The sequence below is a fragment of the Asticcacaulis sp. P2_C5 genome (assembly GCF_056404555.1).
Window position 1 is genome coordinate 80,588 of record NZ_JBFUDU010000009.1, and the last position, 15,906, is coordinate 96,493.

General features: G+C 60.3%; 18 protein-coding genes. 7 read left to right on the plus strand and 11 right to left on the minus strand.

Going from position 1 to position 15,906, the window contains the following annotated elements; all coding sequences use genetic code 11:
* Nucleotides 1–648 carry an HAD-IB family hydrolase gene (locus AC1DXO_RS16570; protein WP_476979275.1) on the plus strand — a complete coding sequence of 216 codons (648 nt, stop codon included), beginning with the start codon at nt 1–3 and terminating at the stop codon, nt 646–648.
* A gap of 215 nt (nt 649–863) precedes the next feature.
* Here the strand turns inward: AC1DXO_RS16570 and AC1DXO_RS16575 are convergent, their stop codons facing one another.
* Entirely contained in the window at nt 864–1,496 is a 633-nt protein-coding gene (locus AC1DXO_RS16575; RefSeq protein ID WP_476979276.1) for an ATP-dependent Clp protease proteolytic subunit, read from the minus strand.
* A gap of 146 nt (nt 1,497–1,642) precedes the next feature.
* A complete protein-coding gene (locus AC1DXO_RS16580; RefSeq protein WP_476979277.1) occupies nt 1,643–2,008 on the minus strand; it encodes a hypothetical protein in 366 nt (121 codons plus the stop codon).
* 177 nt (nt 2,009–2,185) lie between these two features.
* Here AC1DXO_RS16580 and AC1DXO_RS16585 point away from each other — a divergent pair, with 177 nt between their 5' ends.
* Genes AC1DXO_RS16585 through AC1DXO_RS16600 form a run of 4 tightly spaced genes read left to right on the plus strand, consistent with a single transcriptional unit; the run spans nt 2,186 to nt 4,012 of the window.
* Nucleotides 2,186–2,542: an ArsR/SmtB family transcription factor gene (locus AC1DXO_RS16585; protein WP_476979278.1), complete on the plus strand. Its 357-nt coding sequence runs from the start codon at nt 2,186–2,188 to the stop codon at nt 2,540–2,542.
* Nucleotides 2,543–2,554: 12 nt separating this feature from the next.
* A complete protein-coding gene (locus tag AC1DXO_RS16590; RefSeq protein ID WP_476979279.1) occupies nt 2,555–3,037 on the plus strand; it encodes an SRPBCC family protein in 483 nt (160 codons plus the stop codon).
* 11 nt (nt 3,038–3,048) lie between these two features.
* A complete protein-coding gene (locus AC1DXO_RS16595) occupies nt 3,049–3,510 on the plus strand; it encodes a GyrI-like domain-containing protein (protein WP_476979280.1) in 462 nt (153 codons plus the stop codon).
* A 10-nt stretch (nt 3,511–3,520) separates the two neighbouring features.
* On the plus strand, nt 3,521–4,012 hold the full coding sequence (locus tag AC1DXO_RS16600) for an SRPBCC family protein (protein WP_476979281.1): 492 nt from the start codon (nt 3,521–3,523) through the stop codon (nt 4,010–4,012).
* Here AC1DXO_RS16600 and AC1DXO_RS16605 read toward each other — a convergent pair.
* Both AC1DXO_RS16605 and tig read right to left on the minus strand, forming a co-directional pair.
* Nucleotides 4,009–5,127: an alpha/beta hydrolase gene (locus tag AC1DXO_RS16605; RefSeq protein ID WP_476979282.1), complete on the minus strand. Its 1,119-nt coding sequence runs from the start codon at nt 5,125–5,127 to the stop codon at nt 4,009–4,011. The genes AC1DXO_RS16600 and AC1DXO_RS16605 overlap by 4 nt on opposite strands.
* A 124-nt stretch (nt 5,128–5,251) precedes the next feature.
* Entirely contained in the window at nt 5,252–6,595 is a 1,344-nt protein-coding gene (gene tig, locus AC1DXO_RS16610) for a trigger factor (RefSeq protein WP_476979283.1), read from the minus strand.
* A 123-nt stretch (nt 6,596–6,718) separates the two neighbouring features.
* Here tig and AC1DXO_RS16615 point away from each other — a divergent pair, with 123 nt between their 5' ends.
* The gene (locus AC1DXO_RS16615) at nt 6,719–7,312 is read left to right on the plus strand and encodes a hypothetical protein (RefSeq protein ID WP_476979284.1); all 594 of its coding nucleotides are present in this window, start codon (nt 6,719–6,721) and stop codon (nt 7,310–7,312) included.
* Here AC1DXO_RS16615 and AC1DXO_RS16620 read toward each other — a convergent pair.
* From AC1DXO_RS16620 to AC1DXO_RS16640, 5 genes are all read right to left on the minus strand, one after another.
* Nucleotides 7,299–8,555 carry a dicarboxylate/amino acid:cation symporter gene (locus AC1DXO_RS16620; protein WP_476979285.1) on the minus strand — a complete coding sequence of 419 codons (1,257 nt, stop codon included), beginning with the start codon at nt 8,553–8,555 and terminating at the stop codon, nt 7,299–7,301. The two genes, AC1DXO_RS16615 and AC1DXO_RS16620, sit on opposite strands and share 14 nt — an antisense overlap.
* A gap of 228 nt (nt 8,556–8,783) precedes the next feature.
* The gene (locus AC1DXO_RS16625) at nt 8,784–9,572 is read right to left on the minus strand and encodes a DoxX family membrane protein (RefSeq protein WP_476979286.1); all 789 of its coding nucleotides are present in this window, start codon (nt 9,570–9,572) and stop codon (nt 8,784–8,786) included.
* A gap of 40 nt (nt 9,573–9,612) precedes the next feature.
* Nucleotides 9,613–10,839 (minus strand): SMP-30/gluconolactonase/LRE family protein, encoded by a 1,227-nt coding sequence (locus AC1DXO_RS16630; protein ID WP_476979287.1) that lies wholly within the window; start codon nt 10,837–10,839, stop codon nt 9,613–9,615.
* A gap of 62 nt (nt 10,840–10,901) precedes the next feature.
* Nucleotides 10,902–11,858, minus strand: coding sequence for a GyrI-like domain-containing protein (locus AC1DXO_RS16635; RefSeq protein WP_476979288.1), 957 nt, complete (start codon nt 11,856–11,858; stop codon nt 10,902–10,904).
* Between the two features lie 41 nt (nt 11,859–11,899).
* A complete protein-coding gene (locus tag AC1DXO_RS16640) occupies nt 11,900–13,090 on the minus strand; it encodes a serine hydrolase domain-containing protein (RefSeq protein ID WP_476979289.1) in 1,191 nt (396 codons plus the stop codon).
* A 153-nt stretch (nt 13,091–13,243) separates the two neighbouring features.
* Here AC1DXO_RS16640 and AC1DXO_RS16645 point away from each other — a divergent pair, with 153 nt between their 5' ends.
* Nucleotides 13,244–13,648 (plus strand): helix-turn-helix domain-containing protein, encoded by a 405-nt coding sequence (locus tag AC1DXO_RS16645; protein WP_476979290.1) that lies wholly within the window; start codon nt 13,244–13,246, stop codon nt 13,646–13,648.
* Nucleotides 13,649–13,678: 30 nt separating this feature from the next.
* On the opposite strand, the gene AC1DXO_RS16650 is transcribed toward AC1DXO_RS16645, so the two are convergent.
* Both AC1DXO_RS16650 and AC1DXO_RS16655 read right to left on the minus strand, forming a co-directional pair.
* Nucleotides 13,679–14,650: an AraC-like ligand-binding domain-containing protein gene (locus tag AC1DXO_RS16650; RefSeq protein WP_476979291.1), complete on the minus strand. Its 972-nt coding sequence runs from the start codon at nt 14,648–14,650 to the stop codon at nt 13,679–13,681.
* Between the two features lie 80 nt (nt 14,651–14,730).
* Complete coding sequence (locus AC1DXO_RS16655; RefSeq protein WP_476979292.1) at nt 14,731–15,882, minus strand: NAD(P)-dependent alcohol dehydrogenase; 1,152 nt, start codon at nt 15,880–15,882, stop codon at nt 14,731–14,733.
* Between the last annotated feature and the right edge of the window lie 24 nt (nt 15,883–15,906).

Consider the following 15,906-nt stretch of genomic DNA (forward strand, 5'->3'; position numbering starts at 1 on the left):
ATGCCCGCCAAAGCCCCTATTGCCCGCCAACAGACAAGCAAGAATGATGCCGCAGCCGTGGCCGCTTTCGACTTCGATGGCACCCTGACCTGGAAAGACAGCTTCAACACTTTTCTGGAGTTCGCCGGAGGGCCGCTGAAACTGGGCGTTACCGCCCTCTCCCGACCGGGCATTTTCGTCGACTACCTGCGAACCCGTGACCGCGGCGCGCTGAAATCACAATTTCTTTTCAATCTGTTGGGGGCCATTCCTCAGGACGAGCTTGAAATCCTGATCAAGGCTTTTGCCGCGGCAACCGGCCGCAAACTGTTCCGGCCGGATGCCCTGGCCCGCTGGAACAGCCTGGCTGATTCGGGCCTGACTCGCGTCATCGTCACGGCCTCGCCTGAACTGGTTGTGGCGCCCTTTGGCGCGATGATCGGCGCCGATCGGGTGATCGGCTCGAAGCTGAAATTCGATGCGGGTGGCCGATTGACGGCCAGTCTCGACGGTCTGAACTGCCGCGGGGATGAAAAAATGTGCCGTCTTCGCACCGTTTTCGGCGACGATTTCATACTGGATCAGGCCTATGGCGACACCGATGGTGATTCGGCGATGATCGCCGCCGCCCGCGAAGGCCATTATCGCGTCTTCAGGCAGAGACCGTAAAAAACGCGGCGCTGATGAGGCGCCGCGCTAATTTTTTCACATAATCTTAGGGCGTTATGACGCGGCGAAACAACGTTCGGCGAAGCCAAAATCGTTAGAGCGCGAGAAACGGAGCGGAGCGTACTCAAGTACGTGAGCACCGTATCCCGAGCATTGTGAAAACAATGCGAAGACGCATTGATGGGAAATGACGATTTGCAGCCCGTCAGAATGCCCTAAGCGGCCGCGTTTTCGGCGTCCGAACGCTTCTCATACACATGATCGATCAGGCCGAATTCCTTGGCCTCGTCCGCCGTCATATAGCGGTCGCGATCCAGCGTTTTCTCAATGACGTCATAGGTTTGACCCGTGTGCTTAACGTAGATTTCGTTGAGCAGCTTCTTAGTCTTGCGCATGTCTTCGGCCTGGATTTCGATATCCGAGGCCATGCCGCGTGCCCCGCCGGAAGGCTGGTGGACCATGATCTTCGAATTGGGCAGCGAGATGCGCTGGCCCTTTTCGCCGGCCTGCAGAATCAGCGAACCGGCCGAAGCCGCCATGCCCATACAGACGGTCGAAACCGGCGATTTGATATATTGCATGGTGTCGTAGATCGCCAGCGCCGAGGTCACCTGACCGCCGGGGCTATTGATATACATGGCGATTTCCTTCTTCGGGTTTTCCGATTCGAGAAACAAAAGCTGAGCGCAGATCAGCGTCGCCATGCCGTCCTCGAACGGGCCGGTCAGGAAGATGATCCGTTCCTTCAGCATACGCGAGAAGATGTCGTAGGCGCGTTCGCCGCGGCTGGATTGCTCCACGACCATGGGCACGAGGTTCATGGTCAGGTTGTCGATGGGGTCGCGCATTCACGAATCCTTTGGCTTATAAATTTCGGGCGTTCCGTGTGCTTTTTGTAGGGCTTAAATCTTAACCCTAAGTGAGCGCCGCCCCGTCTTCAGCAACTTGGCAATTTGCGCACGCCTTTTCAAGGGGCATCGCTCAGTTGCGGCCGCTATCGGCGACGCCTGTGGCGCGGTTCCCATGATGCGGCGACAAAGACGGACAGAATCTGACCGGTCAGAGCGCCGGCCAGGGCAGGCAGGACAAAGATGGCCATCATCATGGCGATCGTTCCGGCACCAATCAAGGTGTTGGCGGCGGGCGAAGGTTTAAAATCGTCCGGAAGGTTGTGGTTCCACGCCATCTGACCGTAGTTCAAGATGTAGATATAGGCCGCGAGGGCAAGGGTCAGGGCGCCAAAGACGATGAGCCCCAGAATCGGCGAGTAACTTCGGCTGCACCGCCATTCGAAGAACAGCCAGGTGGCAAGACCCGTGACCGCCAGATAGGGCAAAATCGCCAATACCAATATACCCATCTTGTCACCTCTACGCGCCACACTACCACCAAGCGCTGAAGAAACCTTCAACTGCACGTTCCGTCAGCAATGGCATACAGCAAGGGGCACGACACGATTCCGTGAAATTTCTTACATGCCACTTGACCACAAAAGCCGCTCATGTCTATAACCAAATAGTTATATAACCTTGGAGTTATGAACGTGTCCCCCTCCAACCTTGACGCCACCTTTATTGCCCTCGCCGATCCGACCCGCCGCGCCATCCTGGCACGGCTGGCTTCGGGCGACGCCACGGTCATGGAGCTGGCCGCCCCCTTCGCCATGAGTCAGCCGGCCATTTCCAAGCATCTGAAGGTGTTGGAACATGCCGGGCTGGTTACCCGCGGCCGCGATGGTCAAAAGCGCCCTGTCCGCGCCCAGACCGAACCGCTCAAGGCCGCGACCTCCTGGATGGAAGACTATTGCCGTGCCCTGGAGGCCAGTTATCAGCGCCTGGACGATCTGCTGGTCGAACTGCAGTCCGGGCCAAAAGCCAACGATCCGATCAACTGAAGGAACAAACCGATGTTCGATATCAGCCACTTAAAAGTCACCATGCCTTCCGATACCGAAGTCCGGCTGCAACGCACCTTCAAGGCGCCGCGCGACCTGGTCTTCGATTGTTTCACCAAGCCGGAGCTGTTGAAGCGCTGGTTCATGGTGCGTGGCTTCACGCTGTCGCTATGCGAGGTCGACCTGCGCGTCGGCGGTCGCTGGCGCTATGTCCTCAGCCACGCCACGCGTCCCGACATGGGCATGGGTGGCGAATATCTCGAAATCCAGGCCCCGGCACGTTCGGTCCATACCGAAGCCTTCGACGACTTCCCGGGCCAGTCCGTGGTTACCGGCGAGTTTGTCGAACGCGACGGTGAGACCGACTTCACCTGCACCATCCGCTTCGAATCCCAGCAGATTCGCGACGCCGTCGTGGCCACCGGCATGGCCGACGGCGCCGGCGAAACCTACGACAACCTGGCCAGGCTGCTGGCTGAAACCGTAAAAGCCTGAAGGAGGCCACAATGATCGCAACGCCCGAAATCCTCGACCTGCCGGCGCAGAAGGTCGCCAAAATCCATATCACATGCCCGTCGTCCGAGATCATGACCCGGATGGGCCCCGGCATCCAGGAACTGAACGCCACCCTGGCCGCCCAGGATATTACGCCGACCGGACCGTGGTTCACCCATCACTTCAAGCAGCCAGACGACAGCTTTGATTTCGAGATCTGTCTGCCGGTCGACCGGGACGTCACACCGACGGGGCGCGTCGACAACGGCGAAATCCGGGCCATGAAGGTGGCCCGGACGGTCTATACCGGCGGCTACGAAGGCCTGGGCAATGGCTGGGGCGAATTCATGGGCTGGATCAAGCGAGAGGGCCTCGACTATGCGCCCGACCTCTGGGAGGTTTACGCCAAGGGCCCGGAATCCGGCGCTGATTCAAGCCAGTACCAGACACAGCTTAACCGTCCGCTTAATTGAGGAAATCAGGATGCACGCCATTTACAAGACCGTCGGCGGGCTCACCGCCACCCTGCCCGATGACCGGACCATCCGCATCCTGCGCCATTTCAAGGCGCCACGGCAACTGGTCTGGGACGCCCATACCCAGCCCGCCCTGTTGCGCCGCTGGCTGCTGGGACCGCCGGGCTGGACCATGCCGGTATGCAATATCGACCTGCGCGTCGGCGGCAAGTACCGCTACGAATGGCACAGCGAAAAAGGCCTGGCCATGGCATTGTTCGGGACCTACCGCGAGATCGAAGCGCCGGCGCGCATTGCCGACACCCAGGCTTTCGACGACGACTGGACCAAGGGCCCCTATGACACGACCCTCATTCTTGTCGAAAAAGACGGCCAAACTGAACTGACGCTCGACATCATCTATGCGTCGAAGGAATCGCGCGACATCGCCGCCGCCACTCCGATGCTCGAAGGCATGGAAGCCGGCTACGAACGCATGGACGCGCTCACGCCCGCCTAATTGCCTGTCGCCCTATAGCCCTGCCAGACCCATTCCAGGGCTTCGGGCAGGGTTTGTCGTTTGACGTCATGATCGACGTGGCGCGCGTTGCGGGCAAAGGTGAATTGATAATGGTACCCCCTCGCCGCCAGCACGCGCGCCATATTTTCATTAGCCAATACCCAGTCATGCATGCCGTCGCGCATGATATTGGGATTGTACAGATCGGCATCCCCGACTTCCATCCACAGGCGGATCGGCTTGACCGGCTGCTCCATGATCAGGTGTTCGGGAAATTCCCAGGCGCCATGCGGCGTCTCAGTATTGCTGGGCCATTGCTGGTTGATATAGGTGCCGGAATAGTTCAGCACCCGGTGATACAGGTCCGGCCGGTACCAGGCCATGATCAGGGCGCATGAACCGCCTGAACTGCCGCCCATGGCCGCGCGGCCGTCAGCATCGTGCGTCAGTGTGACGCCATATTGCTTTTCGACCAACGGCAGGACTTCCGTCTCGACGAATTGGGCATAGAGGCCCGACATGGTGTCGTATTCCAGCCCGCGCTGGCTGCCCTGGGCATCACCGCTGCCATTGCTGATCGAGATGGCGATCATAACCGGCACGCGCTTCTGGGCGATCAGATTGTCGAGCGCGACGAACAGATCGCGGTCGGGGCCGTCCTGGCCAACGATAAACGGTGCGGCCGTGCCGGGCACATATTGCTGCGGAACATAGACGGTTACGGTGCGGGCATAGGGCGCCGGGTGGCTGGTTGTCACGATCAGCTTAGCCGGATCGGTGGGATCTGGCGTCCCGAAGGTCCCGGCTTCACGCGCAATACCCGGATAAATCTTGCTGTCGGCCGAGTTCATGGTGAAGCTGTAGACCGTGCCCTGCGGCACGCCCGGCTGCACGGTCATTTCCGGCGCCGCCGGATGCGACGGACCGATAATGAAATTGCCGTCCTGATCAGGCCGGGGAATTGTGCCGTCGGGAAGTTCTGTCGCCGTGACATAGCCGGGGGTATGGGGATCACGCGTCGGTGGCGGTGGTCGATCGTCGGCGACGGCACCGGTTGCCATAAACGTCGTGACGCTAAGCCAAGCCGTCCAGGCCAGCCGTTTGCCGATATTCATGGATAGCTCCCTGATGTCTTTCCGGAACTGTAGGTCCGCCGGGCATGGTGGTCAATCAGGAAGGCTGACGCAAAAAAAGGCCCGCCGAAGCGAGCCTTCTTATATCTTGGCGATGGAATAAGGCTTACGCCTCTTCTTCTTCCTTCAGCAGGTCTTCCTTGCTGATCGGCTCATCGGTCACCGTTGCCAGGGTGAAGATCAGGTCGCAGACCTTTTCTTCGTAGATGGGCGCGCGAATCTGCGCGGCCGCGGCGGGGTTCTGACGGTAGAAGTCGAACACCTGGCGCTCCTGGCCCGGATAGTTGCGAGCTTCGGCCATGATCGCCTGGTTAACTTCCTGGTCGGTGACCTGGACGTTCTGGCGCGTGCCGATTTCGGCGAGGACCAGACCCAGACGCACGCGGCGCTCGGCGATCTTCATATATTCCTGCTTCAGCTCGTCCTCGGACTTGCCGGCATCTTCATCCGACAGCTGGCCGGCAGCCTTGTCCTGCTGGACCTGTTGCCAGATGCCCTGGAATTCGGCTTCGAGCATGCGCTTGGGCAGGTCGAAGCTGTGCTTTTCGTCGAGGACATCCAGCAGGGCGCGCTTCATCTTGAAACGCGAAGCGCCCTTGTATTGCTGCTCGAGTTGGGTCTTCAGAATGCCCTTCAGGGCTTCGAGGCTTTCCAGGCCCAGTTGCTTGGCCAGTTCGTCATCGGCCTCGCCTTCCTTGGGGGCCAGGATGTCCTGAACGGTGGTCTCGAAGGTCGCTTCCTTGCCGGCCAGGTTCTTCGCGCCGTAATCTGCGGGGAAGGTGACGTTAAGCGTCTTGGTCTCGCCCTTCTTGACGCCAACCAGTTGTTCTTCGAAGCCCGGGATGAACTGGCCCGAACCGATGATCAGCTCGGAACCTTCGGCCGAACCGCCTTCGAAGGCTTCGTCGCCGATCTTGCCGACGAAATCGATGATCAGCTTGTCGCCGTCGGCTGCCTTGACGGACTTGCCCTTCTTGGCTTCGAACTGCTTGGTTTGCGATACGACGGTCTTCAGGGCTTCGTCGATATCGGCGTCGCTGGGCTCATAGACCGGACGCTTCAGTTCCAGCGAAGATGGCTCGACCGGCGTGAAGACCGGCATCATTTCGACGGCGATCTGGTAGGCCAGATCGGCCTGTCCCTTGATGACGCTTTCGATATCGCCGATCGGCGTCAATTCGGGTTGGCTGGCCGGACGGATCGAGGCCTGGTCCAGCGCCTTTTGAGTCGTTTCATTCAGGGTTTCCTGAACGATTTCACCCATCAGCTCCTTGCCGTACATCTTGCGGACATGGCCTTGCGGCACCTTGCCGGGGCGGAAGCCCTTGATGTTCATCTTGGGGGTGATTTCGGCGATCTTGGCGTCCAGCTTTTGATTGAGCTGGTCACGTGCGACCGTGACTTCGAGGACGCGGCTAAGACCTTCGTTCAGTTTTTCAACGACTTGCATCGGCTTTATTACCTTGTGCCGAAGCTGGAATCCGATCCCTGATCGGGCCAGCGGCGGCGGCTGAAAGAGACAAAGCGCCCCCGCGGATACGGGCGCGCCAAAAGATGAGCCCTTATGGCATGATTGGGCGGCAGGTCAACGGTACGTCGTGGTAAATTTGTGGTTTGCCGGCATTTTCGTGTTAAGTCTTACACTTCCAAGGGGGGAGAGGTTGTGATCTTAAAATATCTTATTCCGTTCGACAGCTTCGTCATCGACAGCCCGCTGTCGGCACAGGAGGCGAGAGAGCGCCTTGCCGCGGTCATGCAGCCCAAGAAATATCTTCGCCTGTTCAGCCAGGATGGCGGCGAGCTGGAAGGTGTCATGACCGTCCATGGCTTTCGCGCTAATCGCATTCCACGCGGGCGCAATTCGTTTAACGCCCAGGCGATTGGTGAAATCGACCCGGCCCCCGGCGGCTGCCGGATTCGCGTTCACCTTCGCATGCTGATCTTTATCTATGCCTTCATGACCGTCTGGCTGTCAGGTGTGGCTGGCTTCATGGGATTAAGCCTGCAGGGCCTGCAGGATCTCGTCACGACCGGCCGGGGCGACATCACCTTGGTTGCGATTCCAGCTGGCATGCTGTGCTTTGGTGTCGCCCTCACCAATTTCGGTTTCTGGACCTCGGCAAACAAACTGAAAGCCAGTTTGCGTGCGGTGTTCAAGGCGCGTTAGCTTTATCCAGGGCTGCTATCTCGTCCTGGTCGAGCTTGCCTTCCCACTTGGCCACGACCGCCGAAGCGACCGAGTTGCCCAGGACATTGGTCGCCGACCGGCCCATATCGAGCAGGTGATCGACACCCAGGACCAGGGCGATCCATTCCGCCGGCAAGCCGAAATAGGTCAGTGTCGCCATGATAACGACCAGGCTGGCGCGCGGCACACCGGCTATACCCTTTGACGTGATCAGCAGCAGGAACAGCATCATGATCAGCTGGCTGGTGGTAAAGTGGATGCCGTGCGCCTGGGCGATAAACAGGGTCGCAAAGGTACAGTAGATCATGGAGCCGTCGAGATTGAACGAATAGCCCAGCGGCAGGACGAAGGACACGACCTTGCGTGAGATGCCAATGGTCGGCAGCCCGGCCAGCAGCTTGGGATAGGCGGCTTCGGAACTGGCCGTCGCAAAAGCCAGCAGAGCCGGTTCGCGGATCACGCCCAGCAGTTTCAGCATCCGTCCGCCGAGGAACATGAAGCCGACGACGATGAGGAATATCCACAAAATGCCCATGGCGGCGTAGAATTCACCCATGAATTTGGCATAGGTCCCCAGAATACCCAGCCCCTCCATGGCCACCGTCTTGGCCAAGGCTCCAAAAATCGCAAAAGGCGCAAAGCCCATGATGATGGCAGTCACCTTCAGCATGATGGCGGCGCCCTCTTCTGCCAGTTCCATGACGCGCGGCGATTTCTTCTCCAGCATCGAGATCGCCGTGCCGACAAACACGGCGAAAACGACAATCTGCAGGATATTGTTCTCGGCCATGGCCTGAATGATCGAGCTCGGGATCAGGTGCTCGATGAACTTTTCAAGGGTAAAGCCATCGGTCGACGGGACCGCTGTCGCCTCCCCGGCAATATTCAGGTTCACGCCGACGCCGGGCTGCAGCCATTCGACCATGACGACGCCCAGGACCAGGGAAATCACCGACATGACGATGAACCAGCCCAGCGCCTTGGCGCCGACCCGTCCGACAGTTGCCGCATCTTCCATATGGCCGATGCCGGCGATCAGGGTGCACAGGACCAAGGGCGCAATGATCATCTTGATCAGGGTGATGAAGATCTTGGTCAGCAGACCGAAGATCATGACCGCCGTCTTCAGGCTGGCCGGGTCAAGATATTCATGGCTGGCCCAGCCGGCCGCGACACCCGCCACCATGGCGAACAGGATGAACAGGGCGAGTTTCGACTTCATGCGCGGGATCCGTCAGGTGACCTGGGAGATGTTTCTCCCGCGACTATCGACTGGACTCCGCCAGAACGCAACGTCTTCTTTTTGTGTCCGCGATCAGGTCCTATTCCAGGCGCGATGACGTTGACTCATCGCGCCTGGCAAGGGCGACCGCCCGCCGCGCACGTTTGCGCGAGCCATGCGGCGCTTGAGCTGAAAAAATGCGAATACCAACCTGCACCTTACGAATCCTCATCTGCGCAGGTTGGTTTTGAGCCCCCATGGCCGGTCCTCGAGCGAACTGTATACGGCCCAGGCCGAAGCGGTCAGGGTCATAGCGACGAACAACAGGACCAGCGGCAACTGAGCCACGCCATGTGGGGCCGCGACCATGGAAATATGGACGAGCAGGACGAACAGGCCCATCATTACCGCCTCCAGCGCGGCCGCCAGCCGGCTCAACACGCCGCTCAGGATCGCCAGGCCGGCAGCGAAATGGCCAACGCCGGTGATATAGGCCAGGGGCAGGCGAGAGGGTATCCAGGCCGGAATCATGGTCGAGGTAAAGTCGGCAAAGGCGAAGTGCGCCAGGCCGAAAATCAGGCAGGCGACGCCGAAGACCAGCCGCGGCCAGCGCGCGTCGGCCAGCGCCGCGACGCGAAACCGGCCTTCGGCAACCTGGGCATACAGCAGCCACGCACCGCAGGTCATGGCCGAGGTTTCGGCCAGGCCCAGCCAGGCGCCCGAAGCCTGCAGATTGCGCAGGCTCTCGATATTGGTACCGGCGATACCGCCCGGAATGTGCAGCAGGGCCCAAAACAACCAGTAGATAGTCAGCAGCAAGGCGCTGGGCGTACGAATCGAAGGAATCAGGGTCCCGATGGCCAGGACCAGCATCAGGGCGCCCGATATGAGGGCTGCGGCGGGCGGCAGGCCTTTCGGCACCGGCTGCCATTGCAGATCGAACGATTGATAAACAAGCCCAAGGACGCCGAGGCCCGCAAAGCCCAGCGCCAGTAAATAGCGATATCCCTTACCCATCTTGCCCTCCCGTGATGCCGCTTGCGGCCACGGCCAGCGGTCAATGCAGATTCATTACGCCGATGATCGCCGGTTTGGCGTCCGGTTTTTCGCTGCCGTCGTCGTTGAAATCCGACCACTGACTGCGCGCAACAAACCAGTATCTGCCGTCGAAAACGGCTCCGCTTGTAGATTCTTCGGCTAGATCGCTTTTTAGTAAAATTTCTGCACTCTGAAGTACCTGCCAATCGGAACGCATATGCAGCCTGAGGATTCGCTGGGGTTTTAAGCCGTTTTGGACCGCGATCAGGTCGTCACCGTCGCGCGTCAAGCCATCGATTCCAACCAGTGATGCGTCCTCCGGCACGGCGAGCTGCCGCACGGCGCCGGTGGCCAGATCGATCCGCCACAGGCCGGAGGTATAGTCAGCGACGATGACCGCCGCACCATCAGGCGTTTCGACCAATCCCTGCGGCGAGCCCAGTTGCCCTTCCGGCACAAGGATGTCGAACGGCCCATTCATGTCCTTCAGGCGCAGCACCTCGCCGTGCTGGCTGTCACTGACATAGAGATCGGTCCGCCCGAGACTGAGATCGCCAAACGACCGGTCCGGGCGCGTGTCGCGCCATCGCGCCGTGACCACACCATCGGCCAGGTCGATGCGAACAACCTCTGCCGTCTGCGGACCCGCGGCCGTTCCGGAAATGGCGCCCGGCGACATTGCCAGCCACGCCTGGCCATTTCGCAATCCCAGTCCGTAGCCGCCAAGCCCATCCGGCAGGTCGTGCACTACGCGCAAGCTGTCACCGTCCAATGTCGCCAGGCCGCCATCATGAACCGAACTAAGATAGATCCGGCCTGTCGGATCGAGCGCAATGCCTTCGACGAGCCTTGGGCCTGCAATCTGAGCCACGGTCTCGAAACTGCCCGCCGGCGCACCATTAGCAGCCAATTGGTTGCGGTCATTATCGTCCAGCAGGACGGCCAGATCGGGATAGCGCGTTGCATCGAACCACAGGCCACGGCGCAGATAGTCCTTGAGCCAGGGCTTTGCTGCATCTGGCTTGCCGGCAGCGACCTCGATCTGCGCCCCCAGAAGCAGGACGGTCGGCGCCGATGGCAGCATGGCGCGCGCAGCGCCCGCTTCCGTTTCCGCCGTGGCAAAATCACCGGCATTGACGGCCTTGACCGCGGCGGCCCGGTGCTGGCGAAATTCGCCAACGCGGAAATCCTGCGCCGCAGCCCCTGAACCGATCAGGGCCAGGGCCAAAATCCAATTGTGTCGCATGCCTGCGTCCTCCCGACCGGGAGGGTGGCACGACGCTGCGACGGTCACCAGTTACAAAACGTTCAGGCGTCCACGGCGATCCAGATGGTCAGCCCGCCCTCACCTGTCATACCGTTGAATTCAGGACCGTATTTTTCGAAGATCGGATCCGGCAGCACCTTCAGGCCCGACTCAGGTAGCCATTTTTCCCAGATCTTGCCCCAGGTCGATCGCAGTTCCGAGAGGTGGCCGCTATGCGTGAACACAGCATAGGTCTGGGGCGGGATATGCAGCCTGGTAAACTCTGGAGGCAGGTTGGCATCGGGATCGACCTCGACCGCGCACAGATAATCCATGCCGCCTTCATGGCGGTTGTAACAGACACCATAGGTCGTGTAGGGCTCCCCGATACGGCCTTCTATAGTGCCGAGATAGGGTACGAATTTCTGCCACAGGGCGGGAATATTGACCGAGGTGGCAGGTGTATAGGACTCGCTGAGCCCGGCAACGACCAGGGCATCGTTGTTGCGCAGTTCGTAGGGTTTATCCGTATCGACAGTTGGGTTCATGGCATTGGCCTCCTGAAAATCGGTGGTGGAGTCGGGCTCCGGCCGTCGCGGTACATCCTTCAGCCACACAATCATGGCAGCAGCAGCCGCGCCGGACCAGGTCAGGGCGACGACACGCCCATCCTTCAGCACCAGGGCGGCCGAGGTGGCGCCGCCCAGCGGCCGGATATCGTGGATATGGTCAATCTCGTCGCGACGCACAACCCGGCGCTGCCACAGATACCGGCTGTCCAGGCGATCGGGATAAACGCTCAGCCGGTTGGTCATGATCCAGGCGACCAGGGCGCCGACGATCACCGCCGGAAAGGCCAGCCGCACATTGGACCAGCCGGTGGCGCCGATCATGGCCGAGTAGACAAGCCGGGCGATGAAGCTGATATCGACCACCAGGGCGATACCGGCCAGGACGATCAGGGTCCATGGCCGGTAGGTCACAGGATAGACCTCTGGTGTTTCGGACTGATCGCTCAAGAGCCTCTCCGGACGATTGCTGACCGCCTTGAACAGCCGCCTTACTTCCAGCCCGCATTATAGGCGCTCGTCAAGAGCGAGCACATGTCCTGCGGCGCGACGGTGGCCGAGTTCTCGACGATGGCGGCGTCGACATTGTCCGGGAAGTGCATCATGCAGGCCCGTGTCCCGGCGCCGCCACCCATCCCGACATCGCCGTTCCGCGACAGGGACAGGCCCTTATCCGTATTGCCACCGTCCAGGCCAAAGCGATTGTCGATCATCTGCTGGCGAACGTCTTTTGAGACCAGGGTTTCGGTGTTGAAGAAATAGACGAAGAACTTGGCCAGCTCGTGCGACGACAGATAGAGCCCGCCGCTGCCGCAATATTTCGACTGATCTACCGCGACCACGCCGGGCGTGCCGCCGCCGGGCTTGTAGTAGAGGGTCGCCTTGGTGCCTTCGTCGTAGCATTTGACATTGCTGATCGAGATGGGATCGAAAACGTGGCTTTGCATGTAGCTGATATAGAGGGCGGAATTGTAGTCGCCCATGGTCTTGTAGATGCCGAGATCGCCCTCCTTGGCCAGCTTGATATCGCCGGTCTTGGCCCACAAGCCGGCCATGAGGACGCGCAGCAGGGCGTAGTTGAGATTCTTGTAGGCGCGCGGCCGCTTGCCTTCGGCAGGCCGCTGAGTCGTTCCTCCGGCGATAACCCCGCGTACGGCTTCGTAGCCGAGATAGCTGTTGCCGTTGAAGTTTTCGACATCGAAGCCCGACCTGTGGGTCAACAGGTCGGCAAAGGTCAGATCGTTGACATACGGCCCCATGGTCCAGCCCACGGGAAGATAAGGTGAAATCTGCGAATTCACCGTTACGCCCTTGCTTTTGTTGCGTTCGATCAGCTGCATGATCGCGACGGCGGTAAAGGTTTTCGACACGCTGGCGATGTTGTTGCGCTGGTTGGGGTCGAAGGCGATCGACCCGTCGCCGGGCGCCCGGGCCCAGCCACCGCCCTTTTCCTTCACCACCTGGCCGTTGCGGGCGATGGTGTAGGCATAGCCGGTGACGATCGGATCCATGGTGGTTTTAATTACCGCCGCCATCTTGTCGGCATTGAACACCGTGCCGGGTTTGGGCGCCAACTCCGCGCCGGCCGGGGCGACGGAACCGGCCGTGCACAGGCACGCCACGGCGAGGGCCAGGGTGATACGCGAAAGGGTGTTACGCAAAACTGGGATACGCGGTTTCATGGGACGTCTCCAGATTAAGGGCGGGGCTCCAGGCTGAGGGCGCGGGATTTCTAGCAAAGAAAAGCCTCGCGCTCTTGGACTATGGGGACATTATTGATTCTTTATGCCGCGCCTTCCCCAATGCCTCCTGCACAGGCGGGACAGGGTGCGACCATGACACAAACGGGCTTTTCGTATGGGTTTCCTGACAATGGCCGCAAAGCCACGGGCGCGGTCAGATTGTTGCAGGTCAAGGCGGATATCGAGACACATCTGGCGCGGCACGATCTCGGCGCGCTTTGGTTGTCGAAGCGCCAGGGCATAACGCAGCGCCATCTGCGCCGTCTTTTCGAGGGTGAAGGCTGGACCCTGTCGCACTATGTGACTCAAAGACGGCTCGAATGGGCGCATCGGCTGCTGAGCGACCGCAGCAATGCGGGGACGAGCATCACGGCTGTCGCCTTCGACACGGGGTTTCGCGACCTGTCCTACTTTAATCGCTGTTTTCAGAAGCACTTCGGGGTGCGACCGCGCGACATTCGCGACCGGGGCCTGTCTTCGCGACTCGGAGATGCGTAATGACCGCGCAACTCGTTATTAGTTTCCGGATTAGTTTCCGGTTTTCGGATCACAAGTCGGAGCGGCGCCACAATAGCCGCGCGGCGACACGCCAAATCGGCGCCTGAAGCTCTTGCTGAAGTAGGTCAGGTCGCTGAAGCCGAGATCGTAGGCCAATTCCGTAATATTGGTCGCGCCGTCCATCAGCCGGGTCGCGGCCAGTTTGAGGCGCTGCCTGACGATATATTCCGTCGCCGTCATGCCGGACCGGGCAAACACCATTTGCATCGAACGGCTGGAGACCCCCATGGCCTTGGCCACCGTCGAGGCGCGCAATGAAGGGTCGCTGATATGGGCGTCGATATAGGCTCGGATGGATTTCGACCGGTCGCCAGACTTGTCGCCGTCGCCGTCGGAAACGCCATCGGAATTGGAGCCGGCCTTGAAGACGCCAGCCATCATATCCATAATGATGCCGGCTATTGCTTCTTCGAAGTCCGCACCGGCGTCTTCATTTTCCCACACCGAACGCAGGAAGGCCGTCAATATCCTGTTGGCGCCAAGATGCGCATCCATGGCCCGTCCAATAAAGCGTCCGGGGTCGTCCATTCGCGCCATCAGTTGCTCGGCCGGAAAACGCAGAACCATCATCTGATTGAAGCCGGCGAATTCGAGCGAATAGGGCTGAGATGCGTCGCAAAGGGTGAACGCCCCGGGCTGCAAAACCGCTTCATGGCGACCCTGGCGGCTGACTCCGCTCCCGCGCTCCTGCAAATGGATCTTGAACAAAGCGCCGTTGGCACCAGACAACGGACGCAGACGGCGCACCTGCGCCGCTCCGGATTCGATGCGGGCAAATTCGATATTGCCGATCCTGCGCATCGCCACCGCGCCTTCGAACCCAGGCCTGGCATCGACGACAATGTCATCGAATGCTTCGGCAACGACCTGATTCCAGAAGGCCAGACGGCCTGCGGGCGCAACGCCGGATGTCGAAACCCGGCTCTCGGCGCTGGCGATCATACTCTCTCCTAACGTCACTCCCGCGGGTTCGCTTGCCGCGAACCTCGTCAATTAAGTTATAAGCTATACCTGAATTGGCGTCAGCGCAAGAGAGCCGAAAAAGGCCATGCCCTGGGTCTGGCGGCGCGCGGATCGGCCATCATAACAATCGGTTTGATGGCGTCGCCATATTCGGCGTCGCGGACCGCCTCATTGATACGATCCATGGGATAGTAGGTGATCAGCCTGTCGAACGGAAACTTGCCGGCCAGATGCAGCTCGATCAGTTTCGGGATGAAAATGTGCGGGTCGGCGTCGCCTTCGACTATGCCGCGAACCGAGCGGCCGGCACTCATCAGGGCGACGGCATCAAGCCCCAATTGATCGCCCATTTTCGACGCGCCGACCAGGCCTGCCGTGCCGCGCGGCGCCAGGACGTCGACCGCCTGGCGCATGACCCCGAGGTTGGCCGTCGTATCGATGGAGAAGTCGACGCCTGTGCCGGTCAACGCCATAATGCGTTCGACAACGTTCTCCTTCAATGGATTCAGCGTTTCGCCCGCGCCGAGTTCCCGGGCAAGCGACAGGCGCTGCTCGTTCAGGTCGACGGCAATGACCTGGCCGGCGCCAACGGCCACCGCCGCCATGATCGCCGACAAACCGACCGCGCCCGAGCCGAACACGGCGAGCGTTTTGCCCGGCGTGACCTTCAAGGCGTTTATCACCGCCCCGGCACCGGTCAAAACACCGCACCCGAGCGGTCCCAAACGCTCGATCGGGACTTTGCGGCTCACCTTCACGGCGTTGCGTTCGTGACACAGGGCGTAGGTGGCGAAGGATGACTGACCGAATATATTGCCATGGATGACATGGCCGTCCTGCGACAGACCGCTCGAGCCATCCTCGCGCACACCGACGAAATTGCGCGGAAAGAATTCGTGGCAATAGGCCGGTGCATGGTCGTGGCAGGAAGGACAGCGGCCGCATGAATTGAAGCTCATCACCACGCGGTCCCCGCGCTTAAGACCTTTGACCCCCGCCCCGACCTTTTCGACATAGCCTGAGCCTTCGTGGCCGAGTACGACCGGTTGCGGTGTCGGTAAATGCTGGTCGCGCATGACCATGTCGGTGTGGCAGACTCCGCAGGCCACGACGCGGACCAGAATTTCGCCGGCGCGCGGATCCTCTATCTGGCAGGTCTCCAGTGTGAACGGGCCCGACTTGGCGCGTACAACAGCCGCTTTGATCTCCATTTTGACGCTATGCCCCCAAAGGCT